The organism is Pseudomonas sp. SST3, assembly GCF_003325755.1.
This window is the reverse complement of the sequence record NZ_QORI02000017.1, coordinates 54,611-73,946: the sequence shown is the minus strand read 5'-3', so window position 1 is coordinate 73,946 and position 19,336 is coordinate 54,611. Positions and strand designations below refer to the sequence as shown.

The following is a 19,336-nucleotide window of genomic DNA, read 5'->3' as shown; positions in this document are numbered from 1 at the left end:
CCTTCACCCATCGTGCCTGTCGAAGGCGCTGATTGGACAGAACAACAAGGAATACTCATGGCGACGCTTCTGGTCCTCCACGGCCCGAACCTGAATCTGCTCGGCACTCGCGAACCCGGTGTTTATGGCGCAATTACGCTGGCGCAGATCAACCAGGGATTGGAGCAACGGGCCCGCGATGCCGGCCATCACCTGCTACATCTGCAGTCCAACGCCGAATACGAACTGATCGAGCGCATCCATGCCGCGCGCGACGAAGGTGTGGACTTCATCCTGATCAATCCCGCCGCCTTCACGCATACCAGCGTCGCGTTACGTGACGCGCTGCTGGCGGTGAGCATCCCATTCATCGAAGTGCACCTGTCCAACGTGCACAAGCGTGAACCTTTCCGCCATCACTCCTATTTTTCGGATGTCGCGGTAGGGGTGATCTGCGGCCTTGGCGCCAGCGGCTACCGCCTGGCATTGGAGGCCGCCCTGGAACAACTCGCTGCTTCCTGACAGGACCGCGCGCGGCATGCGCCGGCCTCGAAGAAGCGAGCAGCAATGCCTTATGAACTTACCTGGGAGTTACCGCTTCATGGATATTCGCAAAGTTAAAAAACTGATCGAGCTGCTGGAAGAGTCCGGTATCGACGAGCTGGAAATTCACGAGGGCGAAGAATCCGTTCGCATCAGCCGCCACAGCAAGCAAGTGGCCATGCAGCAGCCTTTTTACGCCCAGGCTCCGATGCCGGCACCCGCAGCCGCTCCGGCCGCCGCCCCGGCAGCTGCAGATGCCGCGCCGGCCCAGCCCAAGCTCAATGGCACCGTGGTTCGCTCGCCGATGGTCGGTACCTTCTACCGCGCCTCTTCCCCAGAGTCGGCCAGCTTCGTTGAAGTGGGCCAGAGCGTTAAGAAGGGCGACATCCTCTGCATCGTCGAAGCCATGAAGATGATGAACCACATCGAGGCCGAAACCAGCGGCACCATCGAATCCATCCTGGTGGAGAATGGTCAGCCGGTCGAATACGACCAGCCGCTGTTCACCATCGTTTGAACCGCGGAGAACCAGCGATGTTGGAAAAAGTACTAATCGCCAACCGCGGTGAAATCGCCCTGCGGATTTTGCGAGCCTGCAAGGAGCTGGGGATCAAGACCGTCGCGGTGCATTCCACCGCCGACCGCGAGTTGATGCACCTGGCCTTGGCCGATGAGTCCGTCTGCATCGGTCCCGCCCTTGCGACCAACTCCTACCTTCATATCCCGGCAATCATTGCCGCGGCGGAAGTGACCGGTGCGACAGCTATACACCCGGGCTACGGGTTTCTGGCAGAGAACGCCGACTTCGCCGAACAGGTTGAGAACTCCGGCTTTGCCTTCGTTGGGCCGAGAGCCGAAACCATTCGCCTCATGGGTGACAAGGTCTCGGCCAAGGACGCCATGATCAAAGCCGGCGTGCCCGTGGTGCCTGGCTCCGACGGCCCGCTGCCGGAAGACGAGAGCGAAGCACTGCGCATCGCCCGCGAGGTCGGCTATCCGGTGATCATCAAAGCGGCAGGCGGCGGCGGTGGTCGCGGCATGCGCGTGGTTTACCAGGAAGAAGACCTGATCAAGTCGGCGAAGCTGACCCGTACCGAAGCTGGCGCGGCGTTCGGCAATCCGATGGTCTATCTGGAGAAGTTCCTCGGCAATCCACGCCACGTGGAAATCCAGGTTCTCTCCGACGGCCAGGGCAACGCCATTCACCTGGGCGATCGGGACTGCTCGTTGCAGCGCCGTCACCAAAAAGTTCTGGAAGAAGCACCAGCTCCTTACATTGACGAGAAGGCACGCGAAGAAGTACTCAAGCGCTGCACCGACGCCTGCGTCGAGATTGGCTACCGCGGTGCTGGCACCTTCGAGTTCCTTTACGAAGACGGCCGCTTCTATTTCATCGAAATGAACACCCGCGTTCAGGTTGAGCATCCGGTAACCGAGATGGTTACTGGTGTCGATATCGTCAAGGAAATGCTGAGTATTGCCGCCGGCAACAAGCTCTCGATCAAGCAGGAAGACGTGGTCATTCGCGGACATTCGCTGGAATGCCGGATCAACGCGGAGGACCCCTCCAACTTCCTGCCCAGCCCAGGTAAGGTCAAGCACTTCCATGCCCCCGGTGGTAATGGCGTGCGGGTCGATTCGCATCTGTACAGCGGCTATTCGGTACCACCGAACTACGACTCGCTGATCGGCAAGCTGATCACCTACGGTGCCACTCGCGAAGAGGCCATGGTGCGCATGCGCAATGCCTTGGACGAAATCGTCGTCGACGGCATCAAGACCAATATCCCGCTGCACCGGGATCTGGTTCGCGACGAAGGGTTTTGTAAGGGCGGCGTGAACATCCATTACTTGGAAAAGAAACTGGGTATGGACAAGCACTGATCCAGTGTTGCGCTGACAAGGGCTGCCGATGGCGGCCCTTGTCGTTTCTGACGCATTCGAATGATGGAAGCCAGCGCCGCTGCGCAGTAAGCTTGCTCTTTTCTGACCGCCCGCTCGAGCGGCCGTCCATATCCAAGAGGCTTTCATGTCCTGGTTACAACTTCGTCTCGCTATTACTCCAGAACAGGCGGAAACCCTCGAAGACGCGCTGCTGGGCGTCGGTGCAGTATCAGTAACCTTCATGGATGCCGAAGACCAGCCGATCTTCGAGCCTGATCTCGGCACCACACCGCTGTGGTCGCACACCCACCTGCTGGCCCTGTTCGAAAGCGATACCGACGAGGCCAACCTGCTCGCCCATTTGCAGCTATTGGTCAGTGGCGAACTACCCAACTACCAACTGGAGCGCATCGAAGACCAGGACTGGGAACGCAGCTGGATGGATAACTTCCATCCCATGCGTTTTGGCCGCCGGCTGTGGATCGTGCCCAGCTGGCACGCCGCCCCCGAACCGGATGCAGTAAACCTGCTGCTCGATCCGGGCCTCGCCTTCGGCACGGGCACCCACCCGACAACGGCACTGTGCCTGGAATGGCTGGATGCTCAGCGGCTGGACGGCCTGCAGGTGCTGGATTTTGGCTGCGGGTCGGGCATTCTCGCCATTGCCGCCCTGCTCCTGGGAGCCGAGCGAGCGGTGGGTACCGACATCGACGTGCAGGCGCTGGAAGCATCGCGTGACAACGCCGGGCGCAACGGCATCGCTCCGGAACGCCTCCCGCTCTACCTGCCGGAGCAGTTGCCGGGGGGTGAGTTTGACGTCGTCGTGGCCAACATTCTCGCCGGCCCGCTGGTGGCGCTGGCGCCGCAAATCATCGAACGGGTCAAGCCGGGCGGCCGTCTGGCCCTGTCGGGAGTCCTGGCCGAGCAGGCCGAGGACGTCCGTGCCGCCTACGCGGGCCATTTCGACCTTGACCCTACCGCGGAGAAAGACGGCTGGGTACGAATCACCGGCACCCGGCACCGCTGAACCCGGCCGAGTATCGAGCGGGATCGTCCAAACAAATCCGCGATCCCACCGCGAACCGCCGCTGCCGCTCATCGGCACGCATGCGCTAGACTACGGGCATTTCCGCCGGACCAATGCATGACCAGCTTCGTCACCCAGTGCCCACATTGCCGCACCAGTTTCCGTGTCAGTCGCACCCAGCTCGCTGCTGCCCATGGCGTGGTGCGCTGCGGCGCGTGCATGGAGTTGTTCAATGCAGCCCGCCACCTGCAAGGGGGCGATGCGAACGACGGCAATACGGCGGATACAGCCACAGCCGGCAGCCCCCTCGTTACCGCTCCTGCACAAGCCAGAACACAACCGCAGACGACGCCTGCGGTTGAAGACAGTACGTTGTGGATCCACGACGATCTGGACCTGGACAACCTCGATCTGGACGAAGAACTGGCGAAGCTCGAGCGGCAGGAGTTGGAACTGTCGCGTGAGTTTCTGGAGCTCGAGCCGCAATCCAGGGAGAGCCTGCAGTCTCGCCTCGACGATCAGCCAACCGAGGCTGACGAGGTTTGGGCCGAACAGTTGCTCCGTGCTGAAAGCGACACGCCAGATTCCGACCCTCACACAGAAGCGGAACCATCCTTCACAACCGAATCATCCTCCGGCACGGCGGAACTGCACTTCACCCCCGTCAGCGCCGAGCACCCAGCGCCGCCCAGCCCGTTGACGAACCCGCCCGGCCCGCTGGCGAAAGGTCTTAACCCAGAAGACCGAGTCGAGCCCGTATTTGATAGCGTTATCGAGACCGATGACGAGCCGCCACATACCAGCTTGCCGGAAAGCTCCGACGACGAGGACCAGCGCACCGTGGATCGCTCGAGTCGCAGGGATGAAGACCCCCTGTTCGAGCTCGATGACGAGCCATTGCAGCTCGATTGGCAAGCGCGCCGCCGGCCCTGGGGCCGCTGGTTAGGCTGGGGGCTTTTGAACCTGATCGCCCTGCTTGCTCTGGCGGCCCAGTACGTGGCGTACAATTTCGACGAAGTGGCGCGGCAGGACGAATACCGGCCATGGCTCGAGAAAATCTGCCCTGCGCTGGGCTGCGAATTGCCACCCCGCGTGGATATCAGCCAGATCAAGAGCAGTAATCTGGTGGTGCGCAGCCATCCGGATTTCGCGGGAGCGCTAGTGGTCGATGCGATCATCTACAACCGCGCCTCCTTCGCTCAGCCGTTCCCGCTGTTGGAAATCCGCTTCGACGACATCAACGGGCAGACCCAGGCGCGCCGTATTTTCAAGCCCGGTGAGTATCTCTCCGGGGAGCTCGCCGGCCAGCGGCAAATGCCATCGCAGATCCCGATTCACATCGCGCTGGACATCCTTGACCCAGGCGCCAAGGCCGTCAACTACAGCCTGAGCTTCCGCTCTCCCGAATAGACGTTCGCTCGGATGGCGGCGTCCTAGAGCGCCGCCTGTCGCATCGACGTGCCAATCCCGCTGCCGGTTATAAGCTTGAGGCTGTTCAGAATTTGTTCAGAACAACCTTTAACCCGTCATCCGGAGCGGGTATTATGCACACCCTTTTTTGCTGTCCCGATCGACCTAACAAGCAGGCTCCAAGCAGGGAATCTTCATGTCAGCGGTACGCATCGGTCCTTATACCCTTCCGAATCGATTGATCCTCGCGCCCATGGCTGGCGTGACCGATCAACCGTTCCGTCAGTTATGTCGGCGTCTCGGTGCCGGCTTGGTGGTATCGGAAATGGTGACCAGCGACGTACGCCTATGGAATAGCCGCAAGTCGCGTTTGCGCCTATTGCATGAAGGAGATCCGGAGCCCCGTTCCGTGCAGATCGCCGGGGGCGACTCACGGATGCTTGCCGAGGCCGCCATTCGCAACGTCGAGCTTGGCGCGCAGATCATCGATATTAATATGGGCTGCCCAGCGAAAAAGGTTTGCAACAAGGCTGCCGGTTCGGCGCTGATGAAAGACGAACGGCTCGTCTCGGAAATACTCGAGGCCGTGGTCGGTGCGGTTGACGTTCCGGTGACCTTGAAGATCCGCACCGGCTGGGACAGGCAGAACAAAAACGGACTTACGGTGGCGAAGATCGCCGAACAATCCGGAATCGCAGCGCTGGCCGTGCATGGTCGTACACGGGCTGACCTTTACACGGGCGAAGCCGAGTACGACACCATCGCGGCGATCAAGCAGGCGGTATCGATTCCGGTATTTGCCAATGGAGATATCGATACGCCGCTGAAGGCGAGCCAGGTATTGAAGGCAACAGGAGCCGACGCACTGTTGATTGGTCGGGCAGCCCAGGGGAGACCCTGGATTTTTCGCGAAATCAATCACTACCTGGCAACCGGTGAGCTGCTGGCTCCGCCGGACCTGACTGAAGTCCAAAGCATCCTGCTGGAGCATCTGCAGGCCCTGCACTCGTTTTACGGCGATGTGATGGGTGTACGAATCGCGCGCAAGCATGTCAGTTGGTATCTCGCAACACTACCCGGCGCGCGCGAGTACCGCGCCCGGTTCAATGGTTTGGAAGACAGGGACGCGCAATGCGCCAGTGTTCGGGCCTTTCTGGCCGAACGCCGAACAGGCCCTGATTCAGGGGATGGAAAAGGGGTGGCTGCATGACGCTGTTGAACGAAACACTGGTAACTGGAATAACATCCGTGAGCGACAACGTGAACCTCAAGCAACACCTCAACACACCAAGCGAAGCAGGCCAGACCCTGCGCGGCAGTGTAGAGAAGGCGTTGCACAACTATTTCGCCCATCTCGAAGGCGCTGACGTCACGGACGTTTACAACCTGGTGCTTTCCGAAGTGGAAGCGCCGCTGCTCGAAACCGTGATGAATTACGTCAAGGGTAACCAGACCAAAGCCTCAGAGCTGCTGGGTCTGAATCGCGGCACCCTGCGCAAGAAACTCAAGCAGTACGATCTTCTCTGACACAGTGGCGCGCTCCGAGAGAACGGTAGCAAGCCGTTTCGCCTGGGGCCTCCCGCTTGCAGCCTGTAGCTCCTAGGAAATGTCTATGACCGACCAAAGCACCCGCCTCCCCGTCCGCCGCGCGCTGATCAGCGTGTCCGACAAGACCGGCGTCATTGAATTTGCCCGCGAGCTCGTTGCTCTCGGCGTCGAGATACTGTCCACCGGCGGCACCTTCAAGCTGCTGCGTGAAAATGACATCGCCGCAGTCGAAGTCGCCGATTACACCGGCTTTCCGGAAATGATGGACGGCCGGGTGAAAACCCTGCATCCGAAGATCCACGGTGGCATCCTCGGCCGCCGTGATCTTGATGGTGCGGTCATGGCCGAGCATGGCATCAACCCCATCGACCTGGTCGCAGTCAATCTCTACCCCTTCGCTGCTACCGTCGCCAAGCCTGGTTGCTCTCTGCCGGACGCCATCGAGAACATCGATATCGGCGGCCCGACCATGGTCCGCAGCGCCGCGAAGAACCACAAGGATGTCGCTATCGTGGTCAACGCCGATGACTATGCCAGCGTCATCGAGGACCTGCAGAACGGCGGACTGACCTATGCCCAGCGCTTCGACCTGGCGCTCAAGGCGTTCGAGCACACCGCGTCCTACGACGGCATGATCGCCAATTACCTCGGCACCGTCGACCAGAGCGCCGAGACACTTTCCACCGAAGGCCGCAGCCTGCTGCCGCGCACCTTTACCACCCAGTTCGTCAAGGCGCAGGACATGCGCTACGGTGAAAATCCACATCAGATTGCGGCCTTCTACGTCGAAACCGCTGACGAGGCCTGCGTTGCGACTGCCCGCCAATGGCAGGGCAAAGAGCTGTCCTTCAACAATGTGGCCGACACTGACGCCGCGCTGGAATGCGTGAAGAGCTTCGTCAAGCCGGCCTGCGTCATCGTCAAGCACGCCAATCCCTGCGGCGTTGCCGTGGTACCGGACGACGAAGGCGGCATCCGCCAAGCCTATGAATTGGCCTACGCCACCGACAGCGAATCGGCGTTCGGCGGCATCATTGCCTTCAACCGAGAACTGGACGGTGAAACAGCCAAGGCTATCGTCGAGCGTCAGTTCGTCGAGGTGATCATCGCGCCAACCATTTCCGCCGAGGCCCGCAACGTGGTGTCCAGCAAAGCCAACGTACGCCTGCTGGAGTGCGGCCAGTGGCCGGCCGAACGTGCCCCGGGCTGGGACTTCAAGCGCGTCAATGGTGGGCTGTTGGTACAGAGCCGAGACATCGGAATGATCAGCGAAGCCGACCTCAAGGTCGTGACCAAGCGCGCGCCCAGCGAGCAGGAAGTCCACGATTTGATCTTCGCTTGGAAAGTAGCCAAGTTCGTCAAATCCAACGCCATCGTCTATGCCAAGAACCGTCAGACCGTAGGCGTTGGTGCAGGCCAGATGAGCCGGGTCAACTCCGCGCGCATCGCCGCGATCAAGGCTGAGCATGCCGGGCTGCCGGTTCCGGGCGCGGTGATGGCGAGCGACGCCTTCTTCCCCTTCCGCGACGGCATCGACAATGCAGCCAAGGCCGGCATCACCGCCGTGATCCAGCCCGGCGGATCGATGCGCGATGCCGAGGTGATTGCCGCTGCCGACGAAGCTGGCATCGCCATGGTGTTCACCGGCATGCGCCACTTCAGGCACTGATTATCGGCCGCACCCGGACCGGCATCTGCGGCGCGCCCGCCCCGCCCCTACGCTCATTGCCAGAAGGCAACTCCGCATGGGGCCGGGACCGCTGCCTTGCATCTACCAGCCCGACTGCGAGCTCGCTCGTTTTCGTAGCGTGGATGACGCTTATAGCATCCACCATTGGGGCCACAGGCCCGACTCCCTAAGGAGAACGCAATGAACGTACTGATCATCGGCAGCGGAGGCCGTGAGCACGCTCTGGCCTGGAAGGTCGCCCAGGATCCACGCGTCGAAAAGGTCTTCGTCGCCCCCGGCAATGCCGGCACGGCCACCGAAGCGAAATGCGAAAACGTCGCTATAGACGTGCTGGCCATCGAGCAACTGGCCGACTTCGCCGAGCAGAATGTGCAGCTGACCATCGTCGGCCCCGAAGCGCCGCTGGTCAAAGGCGTGGTCGATCTGTTCCGCATGCGCGGCCTGGATTGCTTCGGTCCCACCGCGGCCGCCGCACAGCTGGAAGGCTCCAAGGCCTTCACCAAAGATTTCCTGGCCCGCCACAAGATTCCCACGGCGGACTACCAGAACTTCACCGAGATCGAACCGGCGCTCGCCTATCTCCAGGAGAAAGGCGCGCCGATCGTGATCAAGGCCGACGGCCTGGCGGCCGGCAAAGGCGTGATCGTCGCCATGACTCTGGCAGAAGCCGAGGATGCCGTGCGCGACATGCTCTCCGGCAATGCCTTTGGCGATGCGGGCGCCCGGGTGGTGATCGAAGAATTTCTCGACGGCGAGGAAGCCAGCTTTATCGTCATGGTCGATGGCGCCAACGTGCTGCCGATGGCCACCAGTCAGGATCACAAGCGCGTCGGCGATGGCGATACGGGCCCGAACACTGGCGGCATGGGTGCCTACTCGCCAGCGCCGGTGGTCACCGCCGAGATTCATCAGCGCGTCATGGACGAAGTGATCTGGCCGACCGTCAAGGGCATGGCTGCGGAAGGCAACGTCTATACCGGCTTCCTCTATGCTGGCCTGATGATCGACCGGAGCGGGGCGCCCAAGGTAATCGAATTCAACTGTCGCTTCGGTGATCCCGAAACCCAGCCGATCATGTTGCGCTTGCAATCGAGCCTGGTTCTGCTGGTGGAGGCCGCCCTGGCCAAGGCGCTGAACAAGATCGAGGCGCAATGGGATCCACGGCCGAGCCTCGGTGTCGTGCTCGCTGCTGGCGGCTATCCGGGCGATTACGCCAAGGGCGCCCCGATTCAAGGCCTGGACGCAGCCGCCAAGCTGGACGGCAAGGTCTTCCATGCCGGCACAGCGCTGCAAGATGGGATGATCACCACAGCCGGCGGCCGCGTGCTCTGCGCAACCGCCATGGGCGAAACGGTGTCAGCCGCCCAACAGAACGCCTATGCATTGGCCGCTCGCATCGAGTGGGAAGGTCACTTCTACCGCCACGACATCGGTTATCGTGCTATCGCCCGCGAACAGGGTGAAAGCTGAGCGAGAGATCGCCGCAATGTGTGCAACGGTTGACTTATCTGCCGTTGCGCGCGTTACAGGGTTTCATTGCGATGGCTATAATCCGCCGTCACATAGATGAAGGGACTTCAATCGTGCGTCGAGTCCGGGTCGCCATTGCTTTTGCCTTCATTCTATTGCTGGCTGCGCTCAATGCGTTGCCCGCTTACGCCATAGCGATCGAGCCGGCTTCCCCTCCAGCGGCCACTGACGCGACACAGGCAACAGAGACGAACTGGCGGTTGCTCGTCGATCAGTCAGGGTTGCTCACGCTCGAGGAAATTCTGGATCAGCGCAGTCTGTTCCAGCGAATCGACCAACGCGCCTACGCCGCCCCCGCGAGCGATAGCGCCGTCTGGTTACAGGTGAGCCTGCCCGCCTTTGCTCAGCCGAACTGGCTGTGGATCTTTGCCCCGCGCGTACAGTATCTCGACTTCTACCTACTGCGCGACGGACAGATCGAGCGGCATATTGAAACCGGCGAGCTAAGGCCGCTGGAGTCTCGCCCATTGCCTACACGTGCTTATCTGTTTTCTCTGCCTAACGATGGTACGCCCCGCGAAGCGTATATCCGTCTGCAGTCATCGCACCCGATCATGGCTTGGTTCCACTCGGTAGACGAGGTCGGCCTCGTCGAGCTGTCCCGTCCGGCCTACCTGTTCGGAGCGCTGTTCGGCGCTCTGGCGTTGCTGATGATCTACAACCTCCTGCGCTTCGCTTATACCCTTAGTTACAGCCATGTCTGGCTCGCCCTGATGCATGGCGCGCTGCTGACGTGCGCCACGGCCAATCTCGGCCTGCTGGCGATATGGTCACCCCGGCTGATCTATAGCCAGCCATTGATTGCCGACATCGCCGCACTGTTTGCCTGCCTTTGCTTGCTGGTCTTCGCCTTTAGCTTTTTCCATTCCCGCAGGACCGCTTGGGTGACGGGCCTGCTCGCGCTCCAGGCAGGCCTTCTCATCGCATTGGCGGCGACAATCCTGATCACCGGTCAGCTCTGGTTCAGCTGGCTGATTTACGCGATGGTGCTGGCGACCGCCATCAGCGTGACCGCGGTGGCCATCCACCATTGGCGTCTACGCTACGACCCAGCCCGGCTGCTGGTCGCGGGCATGCTGTTGTTCGATGGCGGCTTCATACTTGTTCTGCCGATCCTGCTGGGCTTCAACCAGTTCGCCCCTGATTGGCTGACCGGGGTCATGTTCAGCGTGGCCACATGCGCCGGGCTTATTCTCAGCTTCGCATTGCTCGAAAGGCAGCGGCAGATTCAGTCCGACAGCCGCAACCAGCATACGGCCGAAGCGGTGACCAGCGCCGAGCTGCGGACAAAGGCGGATTTTCTGGCGAAGATGAGTCACGAAATTCGCACCCCGATGAACGGCGTGCTAGGTATGAGCGAGCTGCTACTCAGCACCTCGCTGTCGGCCAAGCAACGCGATTACGTGCAGACGATTCATAGCTCCGGCAACGAGCTGCTCAACCTCATCAACGAGATCCTGGACATCTCCAAACTGGAATCCGGGCAGATCGAGCTGGACGATGTGCAATTCGACCTCAACGCATTGATCGAGGACTGCCTTGGCATCTTCCGCGCCAAGGCCGAGCAGCAGAAGGTCGAACTGATCAGCTTCATCCAGCCGCAGATGCCCCATGTTGTCGCAGGCGATCCGACCCGTCTGCGCCAAGCCCTGCTGAACCTGCTGGAAAACGCATTCAAGCAGACAGAAGAAGGCGAGGTTCTGTTGATCGCGGCGGTGGACGATCTCGACGGTCAGCCTCGGCTGCGCATCACCGTGCAGGACAGCGGACGACCACTGGAAACGCAGGAGCGCGACGCCCTGCTCAACTCCGCTCTGGATAGCCGAGACTTCCTCGCTGCAACCCGCCACGGCGGTCGCCTCGGCCTGATCATCGCCAGACAGCTTGTCCACCTCATGGATGGGGAGTTCGGCATTCAAACCGGCGGCATTGCCGGCAATACGCTCTGGATAAGCCTGCCGCTGAGCGCGGAGTTTTCGGAGCAAACCGGCAGCGATCTCGACAATCAGCTGAAAGGCGCGCGCTTGCTGATCGTGGATGACAACGATACCTGCCGCAAAGTGCTCAGCCAGCAGTGCAGCAGCTGGGGGTTGGACGTGAGTGCGGTAGCGTCAGGCAAGGAAGCGCTGGCGCTGCTACGCACCAAGGCGCACCTGCATGAATACTTCGATGTAGTCTTGCTCGACCAGGACATGCCGGGCATGACGGGCATGCAGCTAGCCAGCAGGATCAAGGAAGACTTCAGCCTGAACCACGACATCCTCTTGATCATGCTGACCGGTATGAGCAGTGCGCCAAGCAAGATCATCGCGCGCAATGCCGGTATCAAACGCATCCTGGCCAAACCCGTGGCGGGCTATACGCTGAAAACCACCCTGGCCGACGAACTCGCTCGCCGCACCAGCTCGATTGCGCGGTCCACCACCACCCAAGCCAGCACGCCGTTTTCGATGCCGGACGATTTCCGCATCCTGGTCGCAGAGGACAACAGCATCTCCACCAAGGTCATCAGAGGTATGTTGAGCAAACTTAACCTCAAGCCGGATACAGCCAGCAATGGTGAGGAAGCGCTCGCATTGATCAAGGCGAAATCTTACGACTTGGTGCTGATGGACTGTGAAATGCCGATCATGGATGGCTTCGAGGCCACAGCTCGGCTACGCGCCTGGGAAGCGGCCGAGGGTCGCCCGCGGACGCCAGTGGTCGCCTTGACCGCACACATCCTGAGCGAGCATCGGGAACGCGCCCGTGAAGCCGGAATGGACGGGCACATGGCAAAGCCTGTTGAGATGTCGCAACTGCGCGAGCTGATTGAGTATTGGGTGGGTGTCAGGGCCACCGCCGCGAATCGTTGACGCTGTTTCGCTTCCGCGCCGCTACACCATTGGCGGCACGGGTCGGACATCGCTGATGACCAGCAGACTTTCCGGTTGTGCTGGCATTCGAGACTCATCCATGTGTAGATCCTGAGCGGGTACCGCATAGCTCATTCGCCTCGTCAGTATCCCCAGCGCGCTCACTAGTAACGCGATCGCCAGAGGCTCTCCGGGACAGCGATGGCCTGTCGCAACATCTCCCCCACCTTGAGTGATGAAGTTGAACGCTCCGCCATCCCAGGTGGCGAAGCGCTCGGGGCGAAAGATCTCGGGCTGTGCCCAGAGTCGTGCGTCTCGGTTGGTACCGTAGAGATCCAGCAACACCCGTGTCCCTTTGGGAAAATGATAGCCCTTCCATTCGAAATCCTTTCGAACGCGCGCCGCGGTGAAGGGAAAGAAGGCATGAAGTCGGCGAACTTCCTGGGCAAAGGGTTCCAACGCGTCATCATCGTCTTGGAGACGCTGTTTCCATTGCGGGTGCGCAAGCAATTCCATCGCGGCATAGACGATGAAACGAGCTACCGCGACGGTCGGGCGCAGCAGGTTGAGCATTTCCACCGCGGCGATCCGCTCCTCCAGAACGGCCCCATCCGCGTCGCGGTGCCGTGCGACTATCGCCAACGCCCGGTCGTCGCCAATCTTCATGGTTCCGTCACGTACCTGATTGATCATGTCGGCTACCCAGCGTTCCGCCTCTTTACGCGCGTTGCGGGCACGCCAGTGACGGGCTCCAACGCCACCCGCACCATCAATCATGGCCGCCAGCTGATCACGACGCTTTGTCAGTTCATGCTCCACGAGCGGCACGCCGGCCCACTCGCATACAGCACGAGTAAGGATCGCCTGAACCTCACTCATAAGGACCACACGATCGCTGAGCCGCCACGTCTGGATAGCCGCCAGCCAATTGGCCTCGCTCAACCGCACCAACTCCGCGATCGCCTCGCTCGTCAGCAACGACGTGAACAGCTGCTTGCGATGCCGATGGGCCTCACCATCCAATCCCTGCACGCCCCCCTGGCCGAACAGCGTTTTTTTCAACATACGTGGCGCCGCGTGCTGACGCTGAAACAGCTGCTCGTCGTAGAACAGTTTGGCAGCATCTTCCCCGCTCATGCAGATGGTGTTCTGCATCAACAGACGGACCTGAAAGAGATCCGAGCCGAGCCGCCGACACCGACTTGGAATGAACGAGTAGCCTTCGCCGAGTAGCGAAAGCGAGCTTTCTACCTGTGGGTCTCGCGGGATGTCCGGCATACGTACGCCTCCGAAGCAGAGTGGCTCGCCGGTAGACCTCGCCGCGCCGCATGGGTGCCGGCGCCTCGTCCGCGCCTGCGATGAAATGAACAAAACGCGCGGTTCGCTGCCGATAAAAGACCGGCCGAATTATTCCGCGACGCATGCACCATCATTGTCCGAACCTTCGCTTCGAGGCATAAGCCGTCGCCAAGGAGCCAACGTAATGATGAAAAGGAGCGATGTCGCCTGGACCCTCGTCGGCATCACGGCGGTACTGCTTTCCGGCTATCTGCTTTATCAGGAAATTCGCAATCTTTCGCTGGCCGAACTCACCGACAGCCTCGAAGCGATCGGCAATGGCGACTGGTTGCTGGCAGGCCTGGCGACCCTTGGCGCCTACAGCGCGCTGGCCTGGTACGACCGAATCGCCATAGCCCATCTGGGCAAGAACATTTCATGGTGGTTCATTACGCTCTGCTCGTTCACCACGTATGCCTTGGCCCACAACGTCGGTGCATCGGTGTTTTCCGGCGCAGTCGTGCGCTACCGCGCCTACCGCAGCAGGGGCCTTACCCCGCACGAGATCGGCGTGCTGATCGTGTTCTGTTCATTGACATTCGTCCTCGGGACCCTACTGGCGGGAGGAGCTGTTCTAATCCTTCGACCCGACCTGCTGAACAGGCTCATCGACGCCGAGCCATGGTTGTCGATCGCCGTTGGCTCTTCCCTACTGTGTCTGGTCGGCCTTTACGTGACCGGCGCTTGGCGGCATTTCGCACCGATGCACGTCGGGAAATGGCGCATCGACTATCCACGGCTGCCAATTGTCGGAAGGCAGCTAATCGCCGCACCGCTGGAGCTCGCCTGTGCCGCCGCGATCATCTACTTTGCCCTCCCCGAGGCGCAGAATCCGGGCTATCTAGTGGTGCTCGGGGTGTTCCTCGCATCATTTTCCCTGGCCTTGCTGTCCCATGCGCCGGGTGGCCTCGGAGTGCTCGAAGTGACCTTTATTGCGGCTCTGCCTGAGCTGGCGACTGCCGATGTCCTGGCAGCCTTGATCGTATTCAGGGGCTTCTACCTGCTGCTGCCATTCGCCCTCGCAATTCTCGTAGTGTTGGTCTTCGAAGCTGCGCAATGGTCAGAAAGGCGACGCAAGGGTGGTACCGGTCAGTAACCTGTTGTGACGGAACACCACCATTGCACTATGGCTAAGGACGCGCGCTCGGGTGATCATGCGCGCTCCTCCGAGACGAACATGACTCACATGACCGATACCCGCTCCAACCCACCCGGCGCCGACCAGCCGGTCGATCACAAGCCTCGGCCATTGATGGACCTGGCCATCAGCATCGTGATTCCTTCAGTGATCCTGATGAAGCTCAGTGGCGATGACCGCCTCGGCGCAGACGGCGCGCTATTACTGGCACTGGCATTCCCGCTCGGCTGGGGATTGTTCGAGTTGGCGAAGTACCGCAAATTCAACTGGATCGCGCTGCTGGGGCTGATCAGCGTGCTGCTTACCGGTGGTATCGGCTTGCTGCAGCTCGATCCGCAGTGGCTGGCAATCAAGGAAGCTGCCATTCCAGGCATCATCGGCATCGCCGTGCTGGCTTCTACCCGCACTCGCTTTCCACTGATCCGCACGCTGCTGTACAACCCCAAGGTACTTAACGTCGAGAAGGTTCACGAGCAACTCGAACGCAACGGGCAGACCGCTCACTTCGAGACCCGACTGCTACGCGCCACCTACTTCCTCAGCGGCACCTTCTTCTTTTCGTCGTTCATGAACTATGTGCTGGCCAAATGGATCGTCAACAGCCCGGCCGGTAGTGAGGCTTTCAACGCTGAGCTCGGCCGCATGACCTTGCTCAGCTATCCGATGATTGCGATTCCGAGCATGGTGATGATGATGGCGATTTTCTATTATCTCTGGCGCACCATTCATGGCCTGACCGGACTGCGCCTCGAGGACATCATCGCCCCTCATGCGCACGGTGATCGACGCGGCAAGTCCTGAGGCCGTCGAGTGCGGACTCAGGCCGACATCAACAGCATCCACAGCGGCAGGCTGATCGCTGCAAGCAATGTCGAGAGGAAGACCGTCGAGCTGACTACGCGGGTATCGTCCTGATTGATCACGAATGCCAGCACGTTGACACCACTCGGGCAAGCCGCCAGTAACACCAGCACGCTGCGGGCCTCGTGACTGAGTCCGGGCAGCAACCCGCCGACGTACCATACCAGCAGTGGAAACAAGCCCAGCTTGACCAATGCCAGCCCCAGCACTGTAGTGCTCGGGCGTAGCCGATAGCGCGACAGGCTGATGCCCAGCACGATAAGCGCACAAGGCAAGGCGGCCTGAGCCAACCAGTCTGCCATGCGCCACACCGGTTGCGGCAGGCCCAACCCAGACACGTTCAGCAAGGCGCCGAGTAACAAACCCACGATGAGCGGGTTAGCCAGGTTTTTCAGCAGCGCAGCGCCACTAACCTTTTGCCCTGAACCGAACGCACCGTAGAAGCTCTGCAGCGAAAACAGAATCAGGCTGTGAAAAACCAGGATGGCGAACACATAGACCAGGCTCTCCGGCCCAAGCAAGGTTGTGACCAAGGGGATCCCGACCAGCACGTTATTGGAATAGGCCGCCGTCAATCCGAGGGGCGAAGCCCGACCAAGCACACGGTGGGCAACCAGGCCTACCAGAACGAAAATGGCGAGTACCGGCCCGAAATAAGCCAGCAATAGCATCGGCGACATGCCTTCGCTTAGCTGCGCGCGCGCAATGCCAGTAAACAATACCGCCGGCATGAACAATTTGAAGGTGATATTGGCGAGCCCGGCCGCCGCCTCACCCGCGAGCCAGTGGCGCCAGCCCAGCAGATAGCCGAGCATGATCAAGCCAAAGATAGGCAGAATTGCCTGAAACACGACCAAGCGGCTTCTCCAGCAACCGGCGCGACTAGATGTCGCCCCGCAAAAGCCGCAAAGAATACTCCGAGTCGCGAGCCAGATCACCCAACCGGATGCAGCCCGCGTTCAAGCAGGGTCCGATCCGGATCGGTCAGGCCTGGGAGTGCTGCGTAGCAGGAGCCGCGGCACTGGGCTCCGCCTCGATCAGCACATCGAGCACAGACGACAGATCATCATGCCAGTCGTGCGTATCGATGCCGAAAGTTGTTTCGAACTTCGAGCAATCGAGCACCGACCAGGCCGGACGGCGCGCAGGCGTCGGGTACTGGGCGGTCGTGATCGAGGACACCTTCGGCTTTCTTGGAAGAATGCCCTTGGTCTCCGCCTGACGAAAGATCTCTGCGGCGAAATCGAACCAGGTGCAGGGCGACTTGCCGCTGTAGTGGTAAAGCCCCCAGGCAAGCGTACCGTTCTGAGCATAACGCTGAGCCAACTGCAGCAATACGTCTGCGATGCTACCGGCCTGGGTTGGGCAACCAAACTGATCGGCGACGACGGACAGCGAATCGCGTTGACGCCCAAGACGTAGCATCGTCTTGACGAAGTTATGCCCGTGCACGCCATACACCCAACTGGTCCGCAGGATCAAATGCTCGTCCAGCACAGCTTGGATAGCCGACTCACCGGCCAGCTTGCTCGCGCCGTAAACCCCCGTTGGGGCGACGTCGTCTTCCTCCCGGTAAGGCGCCCGGGCTTCGCCGGAAAATACATAGTCGGTAGAGATGTGCAGCAACGGGATGGACGCTTGCCGAGCGGCCTCGGCAAGCCTGGCTGCGCCATCGCGGTTAGTCGCGTAAGCCTGCTCGCTGTGCGTCTCGGCATTGTCGACATGCGTGTAGGCGGCTGCATTGATGATCATGCCTGGTTTGAGCTGGCTAACGAGGCCTGCGATTTGGCCAGCATCGGTAATGTCCAGCTGCTCCCGAGTCATGCCAAGCGTCTCGAGACCATACGCACCAGCACGGTCTACCAACTCGTGGCCGACCTGGCCACCGGCTCCGCATACAAGGATTCGCATCTGGTTATTGCCTCATTCAAAGCTCACCGGTAACGGCAAGCATGGATTTTCTGAAACAGATTCGAAACACGAAATCACGCTGTAACTGCCGAGATAGCGCGGCTCGTGCTTCTTTCAGGCCAGCATAAACGAATTTCGTTCCGCTGAAATGAAGCTGGCCAAGGTTTGTTGTGCTGTACCCAGTCCACCTACTTGCCACGGCTCGAGGTGTGGCCAAACCGGACGACCGATGTGGCAGGCGGAACCGGCGATGCTAACACGTGTGAAACTCAGGGCCTGCCACGAGGACCAAACAGAACACAGGCGTCGTGGCGCAAGCCACTCCAAGGCAGGCAAATGCGGCCCCGCATGTTCTACCGGCACGAGGTAAATCATCATGCCCAGAGGCGAAAAATCTAAGTACACCGACAAACAACAGCGTAAGGCCGAACATATCGAAGAGAGCTACGAGGAGCGCGGGGTGCCAGAGAAGGAGGCCGAAGCCCGAGCCTGGGCCACTGTCAACAAGCAATCCGGAGGTGGCGAGCGCAAGGGTGGCTCGGGGCAAAAGAAAAGCGACACAGCGAAACGAGCCGATCGCAAGGATTCGGCGCATCGGGCGGCAAAGGCTCGCTCGGGTGATTCTCCCAACAAGGGCTCGGCGCGCAACGACCGCTCGGGCAGCACTTCCCTCACCGACCTTACGAAAGACGAACTGATGCAGAAAGCGCGTGAGCGTGATGTTCAGGGGCGTTCGAAAATGCGCAAGGACGACCTCATCAAAGCCCTCAGTTGAAGGAGCATCCCATGCATGACCCAGACCCGAGGGATGACGGAACGCCAAACCCGATCCCGGAACCCGAGCGCAAAGACCCCGGTAAACCGGTACCCATCGAAGAGCCGGGTAAGACGGAACGGCCGGAAAAAGACCAGCCTGGCTAAACTTTCCGCCTCCCCGCCCATCACAGATTAGGCCCAATGAGACGCCAGCAGGCGCGACGGCCGTATAGGCTGAACGATACACAGCCCTACAGACTCAGGAGACCGTGATGAGCTACGTACAGTTGAGCGATAAACAGACGCTGCGCGAGCGCGCCCGCCAGCACGTCGAGAATGGCGCAGTGACCGAAAGCTACTCGGCCGATCGCGATACGGTGATCCGCCTGCTTAACGAGGCACTGGCAACCGAGCTGGTTTGTTATCTACGTTACAAGCGCCACTACTACATGGCGACAGGGCTGAAATCGAGCGTCGCGGCCGACGAGTTTCTGGAACATGCGAACGAGGAACAGGAGCATGCCGACCGGTTGGCCGAACGCATCGTACAGCTCGGCGGCGCCCCGGACTTCAATCCGGACAGTCTGACCGAACGCGCCCATGCCCAATATGCCGAGGGCAACGGCTTGCGTGACATGGTCTTCGAGAACCTGGTCGCTGAACGCATTGCCATCGACAGCTACCGGGAGATCGTTCAGTACATCGGTGATAAGGATCCAACCACAAGGCGGATCTTCGAAGACATCCTCGCGCAGGAGGAAGAGCATGCCGATGATATGGCCGGCCTGCTAGATGGCATGAACTGACCGAGCATTCGCAAGCGAGGGTAGCCTCGCCCATCGCGTATTTAGGAACAAAAAAAGGCC

18 protein-coding genes are annotated in these 19,336 nt (G+C 60.5%); 15 read left to right on the top strand and 3 right to left on the bottom strand.

Going from position 1 to position 19,336, the window contains the following annotated elements:
- Window positions 1-57 precede the first annotated feature (57 nt).
- From aroQ to DQ405_RS17075, 10 genes are all read left to right on the top strand, one after another.
- The gene (aroQ, locus tag DQ405_RS17120; RefSeq protein WP_168425259.1) at window positions 58-501 is read left to right on the top strand and encodes a type II 3-dehydroquinate dehydratase; all 444 of its coding nucleotides are present in this window, start codon (window positions 58-60) and stop codon (window positions 499-501) included.
- A 79-nt stretch (window positions 502-580) separates the two neighbouring features.
- On the top strand, window positions 581-1,039 hold the full coding sequence (gene accB / locus DQ405_RS17115) for an acetyl-CoA carboxylase biotin carboxyl carrier protein (RefSeq protein ID WP_168425258.1): 459 nt from the start codon (window positions 581-583) through the stop codon (window positions 1,037-1,039).
- A gap of 17 nt (window positions 1,040-1,056) precedes the next feature.
- Window positions 1,057-2,406: an acetyl-CoA carboxylase biotin carboxylase subunit gene (accC, locus tag DQ405_RS17110; protein ID WP_168425257.1), complete on the top strand. Its 1,350-nt coding sequence runs from the start codon at window positions 1,057-1,059 to the stop codon at window positions 2,404-2,406.
- Between the two features lie 145 nt (window positions 2,407-2,551).
- Entirely contained in the window at window positions 2,552-3,433 is an 882-nt protein-coding gene (prmA, locus tag DQ405_RS17105) for a 50S ribosomal protein L11 methyltransferase (protein WP_168425256.1), read from the top strand.
- A 117-nt stretch (window positions 3,434-3,550) separates the two neighbouring features.
- Window positions 3,551-4,843: a DUF3426 domain-containing protein gene (locus DQ405_RS17100; RefSeq protein ID WP_168425255.1), complete on the top strand. Its 1,293-nt coding sequence runs from the start codon at window positions 3,551-3,553 to the stop codon at window positions 4,841-4,843.
- Between the two features lie 196 nt (window positions 4,844-5,039).
- Window positions 5,040-6,053, top strand: a complete 1,014-nt coding sequence (gene dusB, locus DQ405_RS17095; protein WP_168425254.1) for a tRNA dihydrouridine synthase DusB — start codon at window positions 5,040-5,042, stop codon at window positions 6,051-6,053.
- On the top strand, window positions 6,050-6,370 hold the full coding sequence (fis, locus tag DQ405_RS17090) for a DNA-binding transcriptional regulator Fis (RefSeq protein WP_168425253.1): 321 nt from the start codon (window positions 6,050-6,052) through the stop codon (window positions 6,368-6,370). The genes dusB and fis overlap by 4 nt, the downstream gene beginning before the upstream one ends.
- Before the next feature lie 85 nt (window positions 6,371-6,455).
- Window positions 6,456-8,060 (top strand): bifunctional phosphoribosylaminoimidazolecarboxamide formyltransferase/IMP cyclohydrolase, encoded by a 1,605-nt coding sequence (gene purH / locus DQ405_RS17085; RefSeq protein WP_168425252.1) that lies wholly within the window; start codon window positions 6,456-6,458, stop codon window positions 8,058-8,060.
- 201 nt (window positions 8,061-8,261) lie between these two features.
- Window positions 8,262-9,551, top strand: a complete 1,290-nt coding sequence (gene purD / locus DQ405_RS17080) for a phosphoribosylamine--glycine ligase (protein ID WP_168425251.1) — start codon at window positions 8,262-8,264, stop codon at window positions 9,549-9,551.
- A 113-nt stretch (window positions 9,552-9,664) separates the two neighbouring features.
- Window positions 9,665-12,466, top strand: coding sequence for a response regulator (locus tag DQ405_RS17075; RefSeq protein WP_168425250.1), 2,802 nt, complete (start codon window positions 9,665-9,667; stop codon window positions 12,464-12,466).
- A gap of 21 nt (window positions 12,467-12,487) precedes the next feature.
- Here DQ405_RS17075 and DQ405_RS17070 read toward each other — a convergent pair whose 3' ends face one another.
- The gene (locus DQ405_RS17070; protein WP_168425249.1) at window positions 12,488-13,744 is read right to left on the bottom strand and encodes a cytochrome P450; all 1,257 of its coding nucleotides are present in this window, start codon (window positions 13,742-13,744) and stop codon (window positions 12,488-12,490) included.
- Window positions 13,745-13,949: 205 nt separating this feature from the next.
- Between DQ405_RS17070 and DQ405_RS17065 the strand changes: the two genes are divergently transcribed.
- Together DQ405_RS17065 and DQ405_RS17060 are read left to right on the top strand one after the other, a co-directional pair.
- Entirely contained in the window at window positions 13,950-14,900 is a 951-nt protein-coding gene (locus DQ405_RS17065) for a lysylphosphatidylglycerol synthase transmembrane domain-containing protein (protein WP_168425248.1), read from the top strand.
- Between the two features lie 81 nt (window positions 14,901-14,981).
- Window positions 14,982-15,743, top strand: a complete 762-nt coding sequence (locus DQ405_RS17060; RefSeq protein ID WP_446730890.1) for a VC0807 family protein — start codon at window positions 14,982-14,984, stop codon at window positions 15,741-15,743.
- A 17-nt stretch (window positions 15,744-15,760) separates the two neighbouring features.
- Here the strand turns inward: DQ405_RS17060 and DQ405_RS17055 are convergent, their stop codons facing one another.
- Both DQ405_RS17055 and rfbD read right to left on the bottom strand, forming a co-directional pair.
- Window positions 15,761-16,660 carry an AEC family transporter gene (locus DQ405_RS17055; RefSeq protein WP_168425247.1) on the bottom strand — a complete coding sequence of 300 codons (900 nt, stop codon included), beginning with the start codon at window positions 16,658-16,660 and terminating at the stop codon, window positions 15,761-15,763.
- A 127-nt stretch (window positions 16,661-16,787) separates the two neighbouring features.
- Window positions 16,788-17,714, bottom strand: coding sequence for a dTDP-4-dehydrorhamnose reductase (rfbD, locus tag DQ405_RS17050; RefSeq protein WP_168425246.1), 927 nt, complete (start codon window positions 17,712-17,714; stop codon window positions 16,788-16,790).
- 376 nt (window positions 17,715-18,090) lie between these two features.
- Between rfbD and DQ405_RS17045 the strand changes: the two genes are divergently transcribed.
- The 3 genes from DQ405_RS17045 (at window position 18,091) to DQ405_RS17040 (ending at window position 19,276) form a co-directional block, all read left to right on the top strand.
- Complete coding sequence (locus DQ405_RS17045; protein ID WP_168425245.1) at window positions 18,091-18,489, top strand: Rho termination factor N-terminal domain-containing protein; 399 nt, start codon at window positions 18,091-18,093, stop codon at window positions 18,487-18,489.
- A gap of 11 nt (window positions 18,490-18,500) precedes the next feature.
- Entirely contained in the window at window positions 18,501-18,635 is a 135-nt protein-coding gene (locus DQ405_RS28110) for a hypothetical protein (RefSeq protein ID WP_274597420.1), read from the top strand.
- Window positions 18,636-18,742: 107 nt separating this feature from the next.
- The gene (locus tag DQ405_RS17040; protein WP_168425244.1) at window positions 18,743-19,276 is read left to right on the top strand and encodes a ferritin-like domain-containing protein; all 534 of its coding nucleotides are present in this window, start codon (window positions 18,743-18,745) and stop codon (window positions 19,274-19,276) included.
- Window positions 19,277-19,336 lie beyond the last annotated feature (60 nt).